The sequence below is a fragment of the Paenibacillus sp. UNC217MF genome (genome assembly GCF_000686865.1).
Lineage (GTDB): Bacteria > Bacillota > Bacilli > Paenibacillales > Paenibacillaceae > Paenibacillus_B > Paenibacillus_B suaedae.
In genome coordinates this window covers 489,515-507,737 of sequence record NZ_KK366029.1, presented here as the reverse complement: position 1 = coordinate 507,737, position 18,223 = coordinate 489,515, and the positions used below count along the sequence as shown (strand labels likewise).

Sequence of the window (18,223 nt, the reverse complement as noted above, 5' to 3'; positions counted from 1 at the left end):
AATCAATGTCAACGAATAAATCTAATTTTGTCGAATATGTAGAATTATTGCAGAATATTATTTATTTGTAATTTTATTGACACATATGTAAACGATGAGGTAGCCGGGAAAGGAGCTTATCCTCACCCGACTGCAACATATTCGTTACTATTAGATAGACATTTCTTGAACTGCCGATACACGGTCAACGACCATAACTTGAATCTCTTCAGCCGTCTCCAGCATCAACGCTTCTTCCGCTAGCTTGCGCATCTCTTCACGGTTCAAGCGGCTCAGCAGTACACGTACTGGAAGTACAGAGCTTGCACTCATGCTGAATTCATCAAGACCAAGACCGAGCAGGATCGGAACAGCCTTCAGGTTGCCAGCCATTTCACCGCACATGCCAGCCCACTTGCCTTCTTTGTGCGCAGCATCGATAACCATCTTGATCAAGCGCAGTACCGCTGGGTTGAATGGCTGAGTCAAGTGGGATACTTGCTCGTTCATCCGGTCAGCAGCCATCGTGTATTGTACCAAATCGTTCGTACCGATAGAGAAGAAGTCAACTTCCTTCGCCAATTGATCTGCAATAATCGCAGCAGCAGGAACCTCGATCATCATGCCGACTTCCATCTCTTTATTGTACGCAATGCCTTCTGCATCCAGCTCTGCTTGCGTCTCTGCCAGAATCGCATTTGCTTCGCGAAGCTCGCTCAGCGTAGAGATCATTGGGTACATCAGCTTGATGTTGCCTTTGGCGCTTGCACGAAGGATCGCACGAAGCTGTGTCTTGAACAGATCTTTACGATCCAAGCATAAGCGAATCGCACGGTATCCAAGGAATGGGTTCATTTCCTTCGGAAGCGGCAAGTAAGGCAGCTCCTTGTCCCCGCCGATATCCAATGTACGGATCACGACTGGCTTCTCCGTTCCAAGTGTTTCACATACGGCAACATAAGAGTTGTATTGTTCCTCTTCAGATGGGAAGTTGTCACGACCCATGTACAGGAATTCTGTACGGTACAAGCCTACACCCTCAGCACCGTTGTTGCGTGCGCCAAGCGCATCTTGTGGGTTGCCGATGTTTGACACGAGTTCAACCTCATGGCCATCAGCTGTGATCGAAGGTTTGTCTTTGTACAGCTTCATCTCTTCCTGACGCTTCTCAAACTTCACCTTCTTCTCTTGGTAAGTTGCAATCGTATCCGAATCTGGATTGATCAGGATAATGCCGCTTGAACCATCGAGAATGATCATGTCGCCGTTCTTCACTGTAGACGTAGCGTCCTGCAAGCCGACAACCGCAGGAATCTCCATCGAGCGTGCCATAATGGCCGAGTGGGAAGTACGACCGCCAATGTTCGTCGCAAAGCCTGCTACCTTGCTGCGATCCAGCTGGGCTGTATCGGAAGGAGTCAAGTCATGTGCGAAGAGCACTACTGCCTCTTCGAAGTCATTCAGAGAAGCAGATTTCTTGCCGGACAATAGACCGAGTACACGCTTGCTCACATCGCGGAAGTCCGCTGCACGCTCACGCATATATTCACTGTCCATGCTGCTGAAGATGTCGACCAGCTGCTGAGTCACTTCCGAAAGAGCGAACTCTGCATTTACCTTCTCACTGCGAACCTTCTCAATCGCTTGCCCAACAAACTCTTCATCTTGCAATACAAGGATATGTGTAGCGAAGATTTCAGCTTGATGCTCGCCTAATTTTTTCGCTGTGTCTTCTTTGATCTGCTCCAGTTCGTTCATAGCCTGCTGTACAGCTGTCTGCAAGCGAGTTGCTTCTGCCTGTACATCATCAACCTGCTTGCGCTCAACCTCAGATGTATCGTGCTCCAGGATGAATGCTTGGCCGATGGCATAACCGGATGCAGCTGGAATACCTTGAAGTAGCATCGGTTCCTCCACTCCTTTTTCCGCGTTAATGATTACGTTCTATTAGTCCAATACGGATTCGATTACTGCGCCTACTGCTTCAACTGCTTCAGCAGCCTTATCGCCTTCAGCAGATACTGTTACTGTGTCGCCAGCTTTCATACCGAGTGTCAATACGCCAGTGATGCTTTTTGCGCTTACTTTGCGGCCGTTGAATTCGATTGTAATTTGCTCTCCTGCAAATTCAGCAGCTTTCTTCATGATTGCGCCCGCTGGACGAGCGTGGATACCTTGTGGATTTTTAATTGTAAATTGTTTTTCCATTGTTATGCCCTCTTTTCGGTAATAGTAGAATGTGTTGCTTCTCTCGCTCAGAACTTAGTTAAGGACTTAGTTTAAAACTTAGTTCAAAACCATCTATTTCAATACAACTTCCATCAATTCATCGGAATCTGCTTTTACATTGCCTGTGTTCGCTTTCAGCTCAGCAACGATGTCGCCGTTTGCTACGATAATTGGTGTTATAACAGGAAGGCCAGCTTCTTTAATTTGTGCAATATCGAACTCGATAAGCGTTTGGCCTTTTTTCACTTTGTCGCCGGATTTCACATGTGGCTTGAACGGTTTTCCTTGCAAGGATACGGTGTTCACACCGATGTGAACGAGTAGTTCCAAGCCGGATTCATGCGCAAGCACCAAGGAATGATGAGAATCGATCAAATGCACGACATGACCGTCGAATGGAGCGATAAATACACCTTCTGTTGGCTCTATAGCAATTCCGTCACCAATAATTTTTTGTGCAAATGCTGGATCTGGAACTTGCTCCAAAGGTACTGCTTGACCTGTGATCGGTGCTGTAATAGAAATTTTCTTTTTCTTTTTACCAAAACCAAACATATTGAGTTCCTCCTTGTATTTAACCATGTGAACTTTCGTCCGTCATTGTGGTTGTTGTGATAACCGACAAAAAAATCCAATTTCTCTTATGAGAAAATAAAAAGGCATGCGCTAAAGCATGCAGTTCACCCCGTGAACGGCCGCTTAGCTCATGCCTAGTCGCACTAGTAACACGCTAATTTCATGTGTAAAGATTCACACCCATTGTATCATGGTGGTTGCGCGGGATGCAAGCGAGCGGACTGTTGGTGAAATCTAGTCGATTCGTCCATCCTCAAGTGGCTGCTGAGTTATGCGGTATCCATAAGATGTGCGTTCTGGATACAAATCATACCGTCTGCGATTCGCCATGGTTTCAATACAAATATACCCACTATATCCACATTTGCACCACATGATTGGGTGTTTAATTGATGATTACATCTTATTGCATATCATACGCAGCACTGGAGAAAACGTTTCAAACCGCATATGACACAAGTTTTTCATTCTTACTCCACCCTTAACAGCTGATTACTGTTCGTCCCCCGCATAATAGCAAGATACCCCCATCTGTTGCAAGGTGCTGACCATATCGTCCGGCAATAGGCTGTCCGTTATGCATCCCGTAAGCCCATCTACAGTAGTCACTGTAAATAACGATGCTTTGCCCACCTTCGTATGATCGAATACCGCGAAAGTCTGCTGCGCTTGGCGCATTAGCATGCGGGCCGTCTGGGCTTCCAGCTCGGAATACGTGGTGATCCCTTTCGTTGTCGAGAACCCGTCTATTCCCATGAACAGCTTCTCAATATTCAAATGTTCAATCGTCCGTTCTGCTAATGGCCCGCACAGCTCGAAGCTGTTGCTGCGCATTACGCCTCCGATGACAACAACTTGAATTCCCTCACAATCAGACAGCTCCATCGCAATATTGACTGCATTGGTTACAACGGTAATCCCTTGGCGCTGCTTCAATAGCCGAGCTAGCAGGAATGTCGTCGTTCCCCCAGTCAAGCAGATGCTGTCGCCTTCTTCAATGAAATCCAAGGCTCGTCTTGCGATCGCTTCCTTCTCCAGCCACAGCAATTGACGCTTCTCGTCGAAGGAGACTTCTCTTACCGTGCCTGGCCCTTCAAGCAGCGCACCACCAATTGTGCGGATCAGTTCCCCCTTGCGCTCCATGAGATCCAAATCACGGCGGGCCGTAGCTTCCGAACATTCGAACCGATCTATGATTTCTGATATCGTGATGCGTCCATTCTGCTTCATGACTTGCAGGATTTGCTGGCGTCGCAATTCACCCTTGGATAACGATTCACTCATAACTTACACTCCATCCGTTCCATAATCATACCTGTGTCGGGGCTTGCTTCTCTTTATGAAGAAACGCGATCCTAAAGCAAAGGTGCGAGCTGCTATCTGTTCCTGCAACCTTGATGCTTAGCCTGAACGGCTCGTTCTGCTTTAAATGGATACGAACTGCGTCAAGTTCCGTGGATCATCCGGATTCAAGCCCCGCTTGAGCGCTGTGTAATATCCGTTATATTGAACAAAAGGCAGGTACAGCACTGCACGCGCTTCATCGCTTGCGTCCACATGGCCAAGCTCAATGACCTTGTCTGCAAATGCAGTGTCCGCACCCGCTTGCGCTGTTACAATGACAACTTTCGCCCCGTACGCCTTCATTTCTTGCGCTACCTTGAGTTCGTAGGCACGAGCACTCTCCGATAAGAGCAGCACAATCTGCGTTCCTGGCTCAACAATCGACTTCGGTCCGTGACGGAATTCCAATGTGCCGTATGCTTCTGTCCACGTGTAGGTCATTTCCTTCAGCTTCAGGCAAGCTTCCAATGCCAATCCATACAATGCGCCCATACCCAAGTAAATCGTCTTATCAAATTGATTGCTCTTCACCCACGCAGATGTCGTGTCATCCGCCATTGTAACGAAGGCACTGCTGGATTGCAACACTCCCTCAAGCTCGGACAATTCCTTCGTCCGTCCTACACCCAGTGCAATTGCCGCCTGCATCATGAACGTCATGCTGCTGAGCGATTTCGTCATAACTGTGCTCTTCTCAGCGCCTAGCGGAGATACAAGACATGGCGTCATTTGCGCCATCTTGCTGTTCGGATGACAAGTAATGCCGCATGTTGTCCAATGCGTCAAGTCCTTGACGGAATCCAGCGCCAGAATCACTTCATGGGATTCGCCGGAGCGAGATACACCCACAAGCAGCACCTTCTTCGATGGCGTCACCGTCTGCTCGCGGAACAAGAACAGATCAGAGGACGGATGTGCAGCTGCACTTCTTCCTGTCCACTTGCGGTATGTTGCCGCCATTGTCATTGCTTGGTACCAAGAAGACCCGGAACCAATGAATACAACCTCTTCAAATTGATCGTTTCCTATATATTGATCTACCCAATCCTTCTGATTGTGCAGCTGATCCCAAGCCGCTTGCAGCGCCGCCGCTTGATCGCTGATTTCCCGGTACGTATGTGTATCAAGATGGTTTGACATATCACAAATTCCTCCCTTATAATCAACTTAATGAAATTATAAATCATTATTTTGATTGTTTCAATCATTTATATGCAGGAGGTTACGGAAATGGGACATCTTATCAGCTCTACATCCATGCTCCAAGCTGCACGTGAACAAGGATTCGGAATTACTGCATTTAATGTACATACACTGGAAATGCTGCAAGCGGTCGTGGAAGCTGCGGAAGAGACGAATACACCGCTTATCTTGCAGACAACAGTCGGAACCGTAAAGCATCTAGGACCAGAATATATTGTAGCTGCCGCTCAAACAGCAGCGAAGCAAGCTTCTATACCCATCGCATTGCATCTGGATCACTGCACAGACTATGAACTGCTCGTTCAATGTATCCGCGCAGGCTATACATCTGTTATGATTGATGCTTCCATGCATCCTTATGAAGAGAACGTTCGCCGTACGCAAGAGGTCGTGAAGGTAGCAATTGCTGCTGGCGTCAATATCGAGGCGGAACTGGGCAAGGTCGGCGGCGTGGAGGATGACATTGTCGTCGAGGAAGAGGATGCGCGTCTGGCTGTTCCTGAAGAATGCGTGGCATTCGTAGAAGCGACAGGTGTTCCAACGTTGGCTCCTGCTATCGGAACTGCGCACGGCATTTATAAAGGCGAACCGAAAATCGCCTTCGATCGCCTAGAGCAAATTTATAAGCAAGTTAGCGTACCACTCGTACTGCACGGCGGCTCCGGTATTCCTGAGGAGCAAGTGAAGCGCTGCGTGAAGCTGGGCATGGGTAAGATGAACGTCGCAACAGAGCTGCGCATCGCCTTCTCGAACGCGATCAAAGATGTGTTCACAGCGAACCCAGACGAGAATGACCCACGCAAATATATGGTGCCTGCGAAGCAAGCGGTGAAGGAACTGGCAATCCGCAAGATGGAAATGGCGGGCTGCATCGGGAAGGCGAGCGCCGTTCGCTAATCGCGGCTGGAGGATTGAAGATGATTACAACTGTTACCCTTAATGCGGCTATTGATAAGACCTATTACATTCCCGGATTCGGCAGTAATGCGCTGTATCGGGCTGATGAGACACTTGCTACGGCAGGAGGCAAAGGGATCAATGTCGCTCGCGTCATCCATGCATTAGGAGAAGAAGTAACGGCGACTGGATTTGTGGCCGGCTATAATGGCATGGCTATCGTGGATATGCTTCGTCAGGAAGGTATTCAGGCAGATTTCCTCTCCGTGTCCGGAGAATCCCGCCTCTGTCTGAACATTATTGATCCGGTAGGAGGCTCGCAGACGGAGCTGCTGGAAGCTGGCCCTGTGATTACACCGGAAGCGATTGAGGCCATGAAGGCTAAGATGGAAGAGCTTGCTTCTCGTTCTTCTCATGTGGTCTTCTCTGGCAGTATGCCGAAGGGATGCGACACAGATCTATATGCCAACTTGATTCAGATCGCGCGAAGCCAAGGCGCGATTCCGATCTTGGATACGAGTGGCGATGCACTGATCGCAGGCATCCAGAGCAAGCCTTACTTGATTAAACCAAACGAGCATGAAGTTACGAAGCTCACGGGTGGTTCTGCCGACAATGAGGACGAGATCGTACGAGCCGTTCAGCAGCTCATGCAGGATGGTATTTCCAATGTGATCGTCTCCCTTGGCGAGCGAGGTGCTCTGGCAGGCTGTGATGGGAGATTGTATGGCGTATCCATCCCGCGCGTAGAGGCCGTTAATGCTGTAGGAAGCGGAGACTCTATGGTTGCGGGACTCGTCGTCGCAGATCATCGCGGCTGCTCTCCTGAAGAGAGGCTGAAGCTTGGCGCCGCTTGCGGTACAGCGAATGCGCTTATGCCTTCAGCCGGTATGGTGAAACTGTCTGACGTGGAATCCCTTCTACGTGACATACAGGTTACCTGCTTTTCTTAATTTGTCCTGTCACAGAACGTTCGAACGGTCGTGGGCACTGTCAACCGAGACAGTCGCAGCACGGCCGTTATTTGTATCGCCTACAACGGCGGTCACTTCCTTCAATCCCCGAAATACTAGGTATGCAGCCCCTCTGGGTAAGGCAATATGCTACTTCATAAGTAAGCGGAACTCGCCCATCGTCCTGCTGGAATGTTGCTTGATAGGCTTGCAGCATCGCATGAATGAGCTCCCTGCTGGTTGTACCCTTACGTTGTCCATCACCCATTGTTCTAGCATTGTTGTGTGCGAGAACTGCATTTCCAGCACCGACACGTCTCACCTGCGCGAGTGCAGTTCGAACATCAGGAAATGTATAGCGATAGCTGCTTGTCTCCCAACGAATTGCAGGGCCATCTCCTCCATGTTCGAGCAGCCATGTCATCCAATCTTCCTTATTCGGATAGCTCTGGCCGTGAGGTTGGGTAGGAAAACCAAGCAGCGCTTCCGCTTGGCGGAAAGCGTCATGCAGCTCTCTCACCGTTCCTGGCAAGAAGGTAGCAAACGCCAATAGCCCGCCAGGAGCCAGCAATTGCAGCAAGCGATGAGTTGTATCAGCCGGGAAATTGAACCACTGGAAAGCTGCGCTAGACGCAATAATGTTGTAGATTGGCCTCTCCGTCTCCTCCCGCCCGCAAGCACTCTCCAGCCAGGCTTCCGCATCGGCAGTGATAAGATGTATGTTGGCAGGTGAGACTCCCGCATGTGTCAGCTTCGTACTAGCCCGCTCCAGCATGCGCGAAGACAAGTCCACCAGCGTGAGCTCCGCTCCCGGAAAGGCACGCGCTAATCGTTCCGACAGCATCCCCGTCCCGCATCCGATATCAAGAATGCGCACTGCACAGCTTACTTCATCGATCGATGCAGTCATTTTATCAAGGTCTATGTCGTAAATTAGTGACTCCGTATTAGGAGGATTCCCTTGTGGTGTTCCTTCAGATAAGGGCGGTCTTATAGTCTGACACATACGCTCGACCAGCTCATCCGCCATTACCCGCTGCACTTCGGCATAACGGTCATACTCTTTAGCGTGCCGATCAAAGCGCTGCCGCACGATTCGTTTGTCCACATTCGCCCCCGCAAACATCACGCTCCCCCTCCCTGTTCCATCTGAAAATCATCGAATAGCGACCCCTTCGATGATGCGCTGCACCACATGCGTATATGGTGCAGCCATTGCGCCGTCTGCGTAGCGAACGGCGCATGCCCGGCGTGCGGGAGCACCACGAACCGCGCGTGGCCGCACGTCGCTTGTGCCCGCTGCTGCGCAGCAAGCGGGCATACGCTGTCGTTCGCGCCATGAAGCCAGTACAGGCGCGGACCATCCGGTGCGTCGGTAAGACGCGCCCACGCCCGCTCAAGGTCGGCCTGCTGCAAGTAGGCCAGACCTGCATCAAGCCCCGCGGGCGTGATGTCCTGGCCGAGAGCTGCCGTGTGCTCCAGCAGCCAGCGGCAGCTCTCGGCGCTCGCGCGCTCCGCCGCAGCCGGAATACACTCCGCGAACGCGCGGAGTGTATCCGCCGGCGCAGCTTGCGCCAAGCGGCGGCGCATGCGCCGGACGACCCGGTCTGGCCAGCCGGCCTGACCTGTGTCGTCAATGAAGCGCAGCGTGGTTCCCGTCAGAATGACGCTGCGCACAACGGGCAGGCGAACAGCTGCGACATAGTCGCCCATGCAACCTGTTCGCCCAATCCCCCGCTCATGCTCTTGCTTTTGTTCTTGCACTTGCTCTTGCTCTTGCTTTCGCTCCTGCTCATGCACTTGGTTTTGCACTTGTTCTTCCATTGGCTCTAGCATCTGCTCTTGCTCTCGATGACTCTCCAGTTCTTTCTCCTGCTTTTGTTCATGTACCTGCACTTGCACTTGCTCTTGCTCTTGCTCTTGCTCTTGCTCTTGCTCTTGCTCTTGCTCTTGCTCTTGCTCTTGCCTTTGCTTTCGCTCCTGCTCTTGCCCTTGATCTTGCTCCCACGCTTTATTCAGCCCGATGTCCGATGCCTCGCGCCATTCAGCCAGCAGCTCTAGCAGCAGCATACCGCCCATCGACCAACCAATCGCATGCCATTCCCCTTCCGGCTCATCTTCAAACGGCCGTCGAACCGCAGCCAGCAGCTCTGCAACTGTACTCGCATCAGCATACGACACATAACGATGCTCGAACTCAGGCAGCATCGCTGCAAGATGCCTCCACACCGAAGAGGACATTCCCCAGCCATGTACCCATAACAGCTTCGGTTTAGATGGGAGCTTCAATGATGCCGCAACTTGCATGCAGCCTTTTTCAAATCTTGTCGATTGAATCTCCATCCTCCCCATATCCCCTTCAGCATGGACGGTATGATAGCATACATATTTCATGCCATCGCTTTCTTCATCCATATATCAACCTCTATCTTCATGCTCTATCCCGCATCAATTTTTAATTTCTAGTTTTGCATCACTCTCATATTTATCATTCTTCTCATCCTTATCTCTGTTTTGCCCGTGTAACTGTCAGTCCTACTGTTTTTGTTTTTGTTCTTTGCCTTTATATTTATCTCATTCTCTATCTCTCAAACTTTATCTTTATCCTCTATATTTGTAAGTTTATATCCTTTACTGTCGCCGATCAGCGTGTTACGCTTCCTGCCATTGATTCGCAGCGTCCACAACCCTATCTGCTGCCCGCAGCAGCTCCTCATCCTGATGCAGCGGAGACGGTGCGAACCGGATGCGCGCTGTACCCTCCGGCACAGTTGGGGGGCGAATCGCAAGACCCGCTACGCCAGCTTCAGTCAGAGCCGCGCTTACCGCAACTGCTCTCTGATCAGAGCCGAGCATGACGGGAACGATATGACTGTCCCCTTCTCCCGTGTCGAGGCCGCCAGCCTGCAATCGCGTACGAAAGAGCGCCGCCTTATGCATCAACTTCGAACGAGCCTGGCCTGCAGCGCGCACTTCCCTAAGCCGTGAGCGCACAAGCGCTGCCACAAACGGCGGCAAACCCGTATTATAGATAAAAGTTCGAACATGGTTCACAAGATACCTAATCACAATATCCTCCGCAGCGACATAGGCACCGACTGCCCCGAAAGCCTTGCCGAACGTGCCCATAATGATATCCACATGCCCATGAATGCCAAGCTCATGACAGAGTCCTTCCCCCTCGGCACCGTACACACCGCCACTATGCGCCTCATCCACCATCAGGATTGCACCGTACCGCTCCTTCAACATAACTAGCTCTTCCAGCGATGCCCTTGTTCCATCCATGCTGAACACCGCATCGGTCACAATCAGCTTGCGTGACGCCCTCCCCGCCCCTGATGCACCAACCGTCCACTTCTTCAATTGGTCTTCCAGTCGATTGAGATCGCGATGCGGGTAGCGAACATGCGCTGCACGACTTAGCACAATCCCATCCACAATGCTCGCATGATTAAGTCGATCACTAAATACTACGTCGTGACGACCAACAAGCGCAGGGATGATTCCCGCATTAGCCATATATCCACTTGAGAAAATGAGACATGCCTCCGTCTGCTTGAAATCCGACATCTCCCGCTCTAATGCCTCATGTTGAGGATCATGCCCTGTAATGAGGCGCGAAGCCCCAGACCCGATCCGCAACCCCGGCTCCCCCAGTTCTACAGCTTCCTCATTCAACGATCGCCACATTGTCTCAGATATCCAAGGGTACAGCCCCAAGTAATAGTTGGAGGCAAGATTAAGCACCCTCTTCCCATCACGACTCACCCAGCCATCTGGCAGCCAAGTTGTCTGCGTCAATTGGCGCAGCCTTCCTAACTGCTCACGTTCCGCCAATTGCTCGCGCATCCATGCCCAGCGGTCAGTCCCAGAACTTATAGCGCGCATCGTTCAATCTCAAATCCGAGATCTTCGATCATCCGGTGATCTTCTGTTGCTTCCTGCCCTTCTGTCGTCAAGTAGTCGCCGACAAAAATGGAATTAGCCGCATAGAGCGCTAACGGCTGCAAGGAACGCAGATTCACTTCACGACCTCCGGATGCCCGAATCTCCTTCGATGGGCAGACGAAGCGGAACATCGCCAATGCCTTCAAGCAGCGGCGCGGATCCAATTCATTCAGATGAGCCAGTGGCGTACCAGGTATTGAATTTAAGAAATTGATTGGAATCGAATCTGCATCCAGCTCGCGCAAGGAAAAGGCCACATCCACCAACTGCTCGTCAGTCTCCCCCATCCCCATAATGACACCTGAACACGGAGACATACCTGCTGCCTTGGCTGTACTCACCGTATGTACTCGATCCTCATACGTGTGCGTTGAAGTGATATGCGAATAATGATCGGCACTCGTATTCAAATTGTGGTTGTAACGATCAACGCCAGCCTGCTTCAGCCGATCCGCCTGTTCTTGCGAGAGTATCCCTAGGCACGCGCATATTTTCATTGGCATCGTCGTCTTGATTTCTTCTACAGCTGCAACGACCTGATCCAACTCCCGCTTCGTAGGCCCCCGCCCACTGGCGACAATGCAATACGTCCCCACCTTCATTTCCATCGCTTTGCGCGCACCGTCCACAAGTGTAGCCTTCTCCAGCATTGTATACTTCTCGATTGGGGCATCGGATTGAGTCGACTGTGAGCAATACCCGCAATCTTCCGGGCAATAACCGCTCTTTGCATTAATAATCAAGTTCAGTTTCACCTTATTGCCGTAATAATGCCGCCGCACCTGGTACGCCCCATCCATAATGGCAAGCAGCTCACTATCCTTAGCCTGCAGAATGGATAGCGCCTCCTCACGCGATAATACCTTCCCCTCAATGATCTCTGCTGCAAGACCGCGCCAATCCATACCCGCCTTTACCAACTGTTCCTTCATCCTCATCTCTCCCTTAAAGGTTGTGACATCCTCATTTCATCTTCGCTCCATCTGTAGAACGTTGCATCTATCTATGTCTATCCATTTATGTATCTGCATTTATGTATCTGCATTTATGTGTCTGCATTTTTGTGCCTGCACCTCTGCGTCTATATCTATGTGCTTATATCTTTGTCTATATCTATGCGTCTACATCTCTATATCGTTGCGTCTACATCACTGTGCTACATCTTTGTGTCTATCCATCTCTATGTCTATCCTTCGTTATGTCCCCAGTACCGTTTATATCCGCTTCCGCAGCCAATCCATCATTTTCTCCATTCGGACAAAGGATTCAAGCCACTGCTCTCGCCAAGCCACCCAAGCTTCCATTTCCACTGCTTGAGCATCGGCAGGCTGCATTAGCCAGGGAACAATCCCGCATACGGGCACACCAGCCATGGCCTCAATCATCCGAGCATTTTCCGCAATCTCTCGCTCATCTGCCAATGACCGCGGTCCGCTGAATACGACTGCTATATCCGTGATGCCTCGCTCCCTCGCATACTGCACTGCTATCACCGTATGGCTTACTGTCCCTAAACCGGGCGAGGCTACGAGCAGAACCGGTGTACCCAGTTCGCGAGCAGCGTCAGCCATCGTGTACTCTGCGCTGAACGGTACTGCGATCCCTCCCGCTCCTTCAACCAGCAAAAAGGAACCATCCTCCTGCCGTCTCCGTCCTTCCTCCAGCAAGCGCCCGAATGCAAATGGAACCCCCGCCCGTTCAAACGCCATCCATGGCGCCAACGGATCTGGCAGCGTCCATGTCACGATCTCTTCTTCCGGTGTCTCTAACAGTCCGCTTCCCATTCGCAGACGATAGCTGTCTGCCTCAGGATCACCTAAGGTTACCCCGCTCTGTACCGGCTTCCATATTCGAATTCGACGCTGGCATATCTCGCGGCAGTACACCCCTATTCCTGCGGTCACAATCGTTTTCCCTATCCCAGTTCCTGTGGAGGATATAAATAACCCTCTTAAGAAATGGTGTTTCTCGTCTGTATGTATATATGGAACCATATGCAGCACCTCCTCAACGTTAACCGTAAAAATAAATATATAGTTAACATTTCAGAAATATATTTTACCTAATGATTTCTCAAAGGACAAGAGTTTGTTAACCAAATATTATGTTAATGGGTTAACGATTATGTTGTAGTAACGGAAAATTTCTAATCAATACCTACACATACACATCACACTTTACTGTGATCATGAGCCTACCAAGCAGGAGAAGTTTTTGGGAGATGTTGTTGTGAATCCAGATAACAAGCCTTACAATCAAAAATCCCCCCACAACTCAAGTTGTGAGGGGACAGTCATCATCAATCACTGACATTCAGTTCGAAGCTGCTTGTATTTCTCAGTTGCCTCATTCGGTTGCCAGCAATCAGGTATATAAAACAGGTTGTACGTCTTACTTCTACGCCTTATTTCTATAGCTTTCTTCTAAGCGCTATCGAGTATCACCCGTATCGCGATCCGATGTCTGACGACTGTCTCGATCCTTTGGCTCTGTATCTGCATCACGATGAACTTCTGCATCTCCATCGTCAGGCCTCAGCTCCATCGATTCCTGCGTGATGAGCTCATTAATCTGATGCTTAATAGTTTCAGAGCGCGTACCGAATATCGCCTGTACGCTGTTGCCGACCTCAAGAACCCCAGAGGCTCCGAGCTCCTTCAGACGATCCTTATTCACATCACCGGAATCCTTCACCTGTACACGAAGACGCGTAATACATGCATCGAGGGAAGCAATGTTCTCCTTGCCGCCAAGCGCATTCAAAATGCCGCGTGGCAGTTCATTGGAGGCGGCTGACCCCGTAGCTGCGGCAGCTGCTGGAGCTGTGTCTTCACGTCCCGGTGTTCGTAAATTGAACTTGCGAATTGCGAAGCGGAAGCCAAAGTAATAGATGACGGCGAGCACAAGCCCAACCGGAATAACGAGCCAGTAAGGCGTTCGATTCTGCAAGACGCCGAACAACAAATAGTCAATAACGCCGCCCGAAAACGTCATGCCGATCTTGACGCCAAGCAAATGCATGGTTAAGAACGACAGCCCCGCAAACACCACATGCACAGCAAATAGTAAAGGAGCAACGAACAGGAATGAGAACTCGAGCGGCTCCGTAATTCCTGTCAAAAAAGAAGTTAGTGCAGCCGAACCCATCAAGCCTGCTACTACGGCTTTGTTCTCCTTGCGCGCTTCATGATAGATTGCCAGTGCAGCCGCCGGGAGTCCGAACATCATGAATGGAAATTTACCAGTCATGAAGGTTCCGGCTGTTAGAGGCACCCCGTCCTTCAACTGGGCAAAAAATATTTTCTGGTCGCCGCGAATGAGCTGCCCTGCCTTGTCCATATATTCCCCAAATTCGAACCAAAATGGAGAATAGAAAATATGATGCAGCCCAAACGGGATCAGTGCCCGCTCACAAATACCAAATATGAACGCGGCCAGCGCTCGATTCGAATCAAGCAAAGAATGCGAGAAGGCATTCAAGCCATGTTGAACAGATGGCCAGACGAACACCATGATGATACCGATAATGAGCGAGGTTACAGCCGTAATAATTGGTACGAACCGTTTGCCAGCGAAGAAGCCCAAATAAGATGGCAGCTCAATCGTGAAAAATCGCTGGTAGAGAACAGCTGCGACAATCCCGATTATAATCCCGCCGAACACTCCCGTTTGCAGAGTCGGAATACCTTGAATCGTAGCATATGCCGAATTGCCAGCCGCAACATCAGGTGTAACGTTCATCATGACCTTCATCGTTACGTTCATAACGAAGTAACCAACGATGGCCGCCAAGCCCGCTACCCCGTCTCCACCAGCAAGACCGATGGCAACGCCAACCGCGAACAAGAGAGATAAGTTATCGAATACGATGCCTCCCGCTTGCTCCATGACGTTCGTGATGACACTGACTGCACTATTTCCAAGCCAAGGTAGTCTCGCAATCATATCCGGATTGCGCAGCGCATTGCCGATGCCAAGCAAAATACCTGCCGCAGGCAGGATGGCGACAGGCAGCATAAGCGCCTTGCCTACTTTCTGCAACACGCCGAACGCTGATTTGAACATGTGATTCAACCCCTCATCGCATCAAGGTATGTAAGTACGCTAAGTACGCCTTACCTTTCCCTAGTGCAGGAAAAAGTATGCAATCCGATGAAATATGCTAGATCAGACAGTGTAGGGATGTCGTAGATTAAGCAGCCAAGATGCATGAAAGCAAAAATAAGGCTTGCGCGTGACGCTACGTCATATGGGAAAGTAATTGCAGGAGGTGGAAGATTTGGAGGAACTACAATACACAGTTGGACAATTAGCGGAGCTGTGCGGTACTACCGTAAGAACCATTCAGTATTACGATAACATCGGTTTACTGGCGTCTCAGCGCTACGGAGGCAGCAATAAAAGAACCTATAGAGAGCGTGATTTGGTAAAGCTGCAGCAAATTCTTTTTTATAAAAGCTTAGGCTTTAACCTAAAAGAAATTCAAGAACAATGCCTTGCGTATGAAGATAAAGGAGATCTAAAGCGGATACTGCAGCGCCAAAGCAGCCTTCTATTCACAAAAGAAATGGAATTCCGCTCAGACCGGTCTTTCATAGATGCGATGGTATCGTGCATGGAGAACAGTGACTCGATCAATGTGGAAACGATCATGAAGCTGACTTTGAATAAACGGAAACATCTTCTCTTGGACTATATCGACATGAATCTTCCTACGGAAGCCAAGGCAATATTCGAACTGAATATTATAAATGATCAAGCCGCGATCCAGGTATATTGGCAGTGGAAGGGACTGACTTTGGAAGCTTACATGCTCATGATTAATGGCATTCATCCCGTCAGCGACGCCGGCTACTCCCTTGGAAAGAGGTGGGATTCCTTTGTTCGGTATGCTACGAAGGAGAAGCAAGAAATGCGGGAGGCATACCGGATAAGCTATGAGGAGAAGGAACACTGGCCAGAGGAAGATAGGTTCCTAACCGAATACTGCGAACACTTTATTGAAGAAGCTCATCGACATTTCTTAGGGAGCGGAGAGAGAAAGAATGAAGAGGAGAAATGACCGTTCAAAAATCGGACGATATGTTTCAGAAATGGGGAAGGCGAACTTTGAAGCAGCTTATTGGGAAGCGATGAAGCTGCTCCCTGAGCCGCAGGAAACGTTGGATATCGAGACCTCCTTTGGAAGCGTAAGAAGCTATTTGTTCACAAAGCCAGAAAATCAGGGGAAGGAGCCCCTCCTGCTGCTGCCAGGGCGCTCGGCATCTACGCCGATGTGGGCACCGAATCTTCACGGCCTCATGAAGGAAAGGCCTGTCTATACACTCGATCTGCTTGGAGAGCCGGGAATGAGCAGGCAGAGTAAACCGATTCGCAGCTCCGTAGATCAAGCCAACTGGCTTATTGAAGCATTGACTGGCTTAGGAGTACGGGCTATACACCTCGTAGGCGTATCGATAGGAGGCTGGTCAGCGATGAATCTCGCAAGGCATGCCCCTTCGCAATTGGCCTCCATCAGTCTATTAGATCCAGTCTTTGTATTCGCTCCCCTATCGCTGAAGATGATTGCAGCTTCCATTCCGGCAGCGGTTCCAATCGTACCCAGGTTTATACGTCAGAAAATGTTGAGCTACATCTCTGGAGGAGCCAAAGCGGATGAGAGTCAACCAATTGCCAAACTAATCGAGCTCGGCATGCGAAATTATAAGATCAGCCTGCCTGCGCCGGTTTTGTTCAGCAAGGAGCAATTACGGACAATCGATGTGCCTATTCTAGCACTCATGGCCAAGAACAGCGCGATGCATGATTCAGAGAAGGCGGTGCGGCAAACTTCTTCTTATGCCCCTCATATTCAAATCGAATGCTGGCCCAATGCATCCCATGCAATCAACGGGGAGTTCCCGGAAGAAGTAAATAATCGCATATTGGCTTTTATTAATCAGCTATGAGGGCCTGAGGTACATGGACCTCTGCAAATCGCGCAAACACAAAGAAACCGTTCCTTCACCCAATGACTGATCGTGCATCCATTTAGCCAAGAACGGTTTCTTTTTATTTTTCCAGGGGAACGCTCCCTAGGTTCTCTATTTCAATGCTTGTACCGCAAGTGCAAGCGCGCCTGTAATACCCGCACGATCTTGCAATGCTGGAGGCACGATGTAATCCTCGTTCACTTCCAAGATGGCAGGATGTTGAACATATCCGTTCAACAATGTCTTCACTTGCTCGCGAATGCGCGGGAACAAGTGCAATTGCTTGGAAACGCCGCCACCAAGAATGATTTTCTCCGGAGAAATCGTCAAAATGTAGTTCATGAGCGCTTGTGCCAAATAGAAGGTCTGAAGCTCCCAAGCCTTATGGTCTTCGCCTAACTCGTACGCTTTCACACCCCAGCGCGCTTCGATTGCCGGACCTGCAGCAAGACCCTCAAGGCAATCCTTGTGGTATGGGCACTTGCCCTCATACGTATCTTCTGGATGGCGCTTCACCATAATATGTCCCATCTCTGGATGAAGCAGACCGTGAACCAGCTTGCCTTCCACGACAGCACCAGCCCCAATGCCTGTACCTACCGTGATGTACAAGCAGCTGTTCAATCCTTTAGCCGCGCCGAATGTCGCTTCACCGAGTGCCGCTCCATTTACATCCGTGTCGAAGCCGACAGGGACATTAAGATGGCGCTTCAAATGTCCGACTACATCATATCCGCTCCAATGCGGCTTAGGTGTCTTTGCAATATGTCCGTATGTGGGACTGTTCGGATTCAAATCAACCGGTCCAAAAGAACCGAAGCCAATACTACTAATCCCTTTATCTTTAAAGAACGCAACCGTACGATCCATTGTTTCTTCCGGTGTCGTCGTCGGGAACGATTCAATTTGCTGAATTTGTCCATCTTCGGTACCGACAGCAACGACAAACTTCGTGCCTCCACCTTCAATAGCGCCTAACAATTTCATGTTTCTCCCTCACCTTCTCAAGCCTGACTTTATCTGTCTCGTTCAGAGGAGATCCCCCATATGCCAACTTATGATCGCGCTTACGCAAATCGAAAACGCAAATCGAAAGACAACGTTTTCATCATATTGATT

The 18,223-nt window shown here is 50.0% G+C and carries 16 protein-coding genes; 4 read left to right on the top strand and 12 right to left on the bottom strand.

Going from position 1 to position 18,223, the window contains the following annotated elements; genetic code table 11:
• Positions 1-150: 150 nt before the first annotated feature.
• The 5 genes from ptsP to BP95_RS0126555 all read right to left on the bottom strand — a co-directional run bounded on the left by ptsP (position 151) and on the right by BP95_RS0126555 (position 5,268).
• The gene (gene ptsP, locus BP95_RS0126575) at positions 151-1,884 is read right to left on the bottom strand and encodes a phosphoenolpyruvate--protein phosphotransferase (RefSeq protein WP_021252246.1); all 1,734 of its coding nucleotides are present in this window, start codon (positions 1,882-1,884) and stop codon (positions 151-153) included.
• Positions 1,885-1,926: 42 nt separating this feature from the next.
• Positions 1,927-2,187, bottom strand: coding sequence for an HPr family phosphocarrier protein (locus BP95_RS0126570; RefSeq protein WP_021252247.1), 261 nt, complete (start codon positions 2,185-2,187; stop codon positions 1,927-1,929).
• A 93-nt stretch (positions 2,188-2,280) separates the two neighbouring features.
• On the bottom strand, positions 2,281-2,763 hold the full coding sequence (locus BP95_RS0126565) for a PTS sugar transporter subunit IIA (RefSeq protein WP_021252248.1): 483 nt from the start codon (positions 2,761-2,763) through the stop codon (positions 2,281-2,283).
• Positions 2,764-3,276: 513 nt separating this feature from the next.
• A complete protein-coding gene (locus tag BP95_RS0126560) occupies positions 3,277-4,068 on the bottom strand; it encodes a DeoR/GlpR family DNA-binding transcription regulator (protein WP_021252249.1) in 792 nt (263 codons plus the stop codon).
• 141 nt (positions 4,069-4,209) lie between these two features.
• A complete protein-coding gene (locus BP95_RS0126555) occupies positions 4,210-5,268 on the bottom strand; it encodes an SIS domain-containing protein (protein ID WP_028533653.1) in 1,059 nt (352 codons plus the stop codon).
• A gap of 90 nt (positions 5,269-5,358) precedes the next feature.
• On the opposite strand from BP95_RS0126555, the gene BP95_RS0126550 reads away from it, so the two are divergent.
• Positions 5,359-6,228: a class II fructose-bisphosphate aldolase gene (locus BP95_RS0126550; RefSeq protein ID WP_021252251.1), complete on the top strand. Its 870-nt coding sequence runs from the start codon at positions 5,359-5,361 to the stop codon at positions 6,226-6,228.
• A 20-nt stretch (positions 6,229-6,248) separates the two neighbouring features.
• Positions 6,249-7,181: a 1-phosphofructokinase gene (gene pfkB, locus BP95_RS0126545; protein WP_028533652.1), complete on the top strand. Its 933-nt coding sequence runs from the start codon at positions 6,249-6,251 to the stop codon at positions 7,179-7,181.
• 67 nt (positions 7,182-7,248) lie between these two features.
• On the opposite strand, the gene BP95_RS0126540 is transcribed toward pfkB, so the two are convergent.
• From BP95_RS0126540 to ptsG, 6 genes are all read right to left on the bottom strand, one after another.
• Complete coding sequence (locus tag BP95_RS0126540) at positions 7,249-8,307, bottom strand: methyltransferase domain-containing protein (RefSeq protein WP_028533651.1); 1,059 nt, start codon at positions 8,305-8,307, stop codon at positions 7,249-7,251.
• On the bottom strand, positions 8,307-9,596 hold the full coding sequence (locus BP95_RS34145; RefSeq protein ID WP_231515206.1) for an alpha/beta fold hydrolase: 1,290 nt from the start codon (positions 9,594-9,596) through the stop codon (positions 8,307-8,309). The genes BP95_RS0126540 and BP95_RS34145 overlap by 1 nt, the downstream gene beginning before the upstream one ends.
• Positions 9,597-9,833: 237 nt before the next feature.
• Positions 9,834-11,072: an aminotransferase class I/II-fold pyridoxal phosphate-dependent enzyme gene (locus tag BP95_RS0126530; protein WP_231515205.1), complete on the bottom strand. Its 1,239-nt coding sequence runs from the start codon at positions 11,070-11,072 to the stop codon at positions 9,834-9,836.
• On the bottom strand, positions 11,060-12,064 hold the full coding sequence (bioB, locus tag BP95_RS0126525) for a biotin synthase BioB (protein WP_021252256.1): 1,005 nt from the start codon (positions 12,062-12,064) through the stop codon (positions 11,060-11,062). Before bioB ends, BP95_RS0126530 begins: the two co-directional genes overlap by 13 nt.
• Positions 12,065-12,346: 282 nt before the next feature.
• On the bottom strand, positions 12,347-13,126 hold the full coding sequence (gene bioD, locus BP95_RS0126520) for a dethiobiotin synthase (protein ID WP_051614194.1): 780 nt from the start codon (positions 13,124-13,126) through the stop codon (positions 12,347-12,349).
• Between the two features lie 436 nt (positions 13,127-13,562).
• Entirely contained in the window at positions 13,563-15,197 is a 1,635-nt protein-coding gene (ptsG, locus tag BP95_RS31450; protein ID WP_051614193.1) for a glucose-specific PTS transporter subunit IIBC, read from the bottom strand.
• A 214-nt stretch (positions 15,198-15,411) separates the two neighbouring features.
• Here ptsG and BP95_RS32165 point away from each other — a divergent pair, with 214 nt between their 5' ends.
• Positions 15,412-16,194: a MerR family transcriptional regulator gene (locus tag BP95_RS32165; RefSeq protein ID WP_021252259.1), complete on the top strand. Its 783-nt coding sequence runs from the start codon at positions 15,412-15,414 to the stop codon at positions 16,192-16,194.
• Positions 16,178-17,080, top strand: coding sequence for an alpha/beta fold hydrolase (locus BP95_RS0126505; protein WP_021252260.1), 903 nt, complete (start codon positions 16,178-16,180; stop codon positions 17,078-17,080). The genes BP95_RS32165 and BP95_RS0126505 overlap by 17 nt, the downstream gene beginning before the upstream one ends.
• A gap of 135 nt (positions 17,081-17,215) precedes the next feature.
• Here the strand turns inward: BP95_RS0126505 and BP95_RS0126500 are convergent, their stop codons facing one another.
• On the bottom strand, positions 17,216-18,091 hold the full coding sequence (locus BP95_RS0126500; protein WP_021252261.1) for an ROK family protein: 876 nt from the start codon (positions 18,089-18,091) through the stop codon (positions 17,216-17,218).
• Positions 18,092-18,223 lie beyond the last annotated feature (132 nt).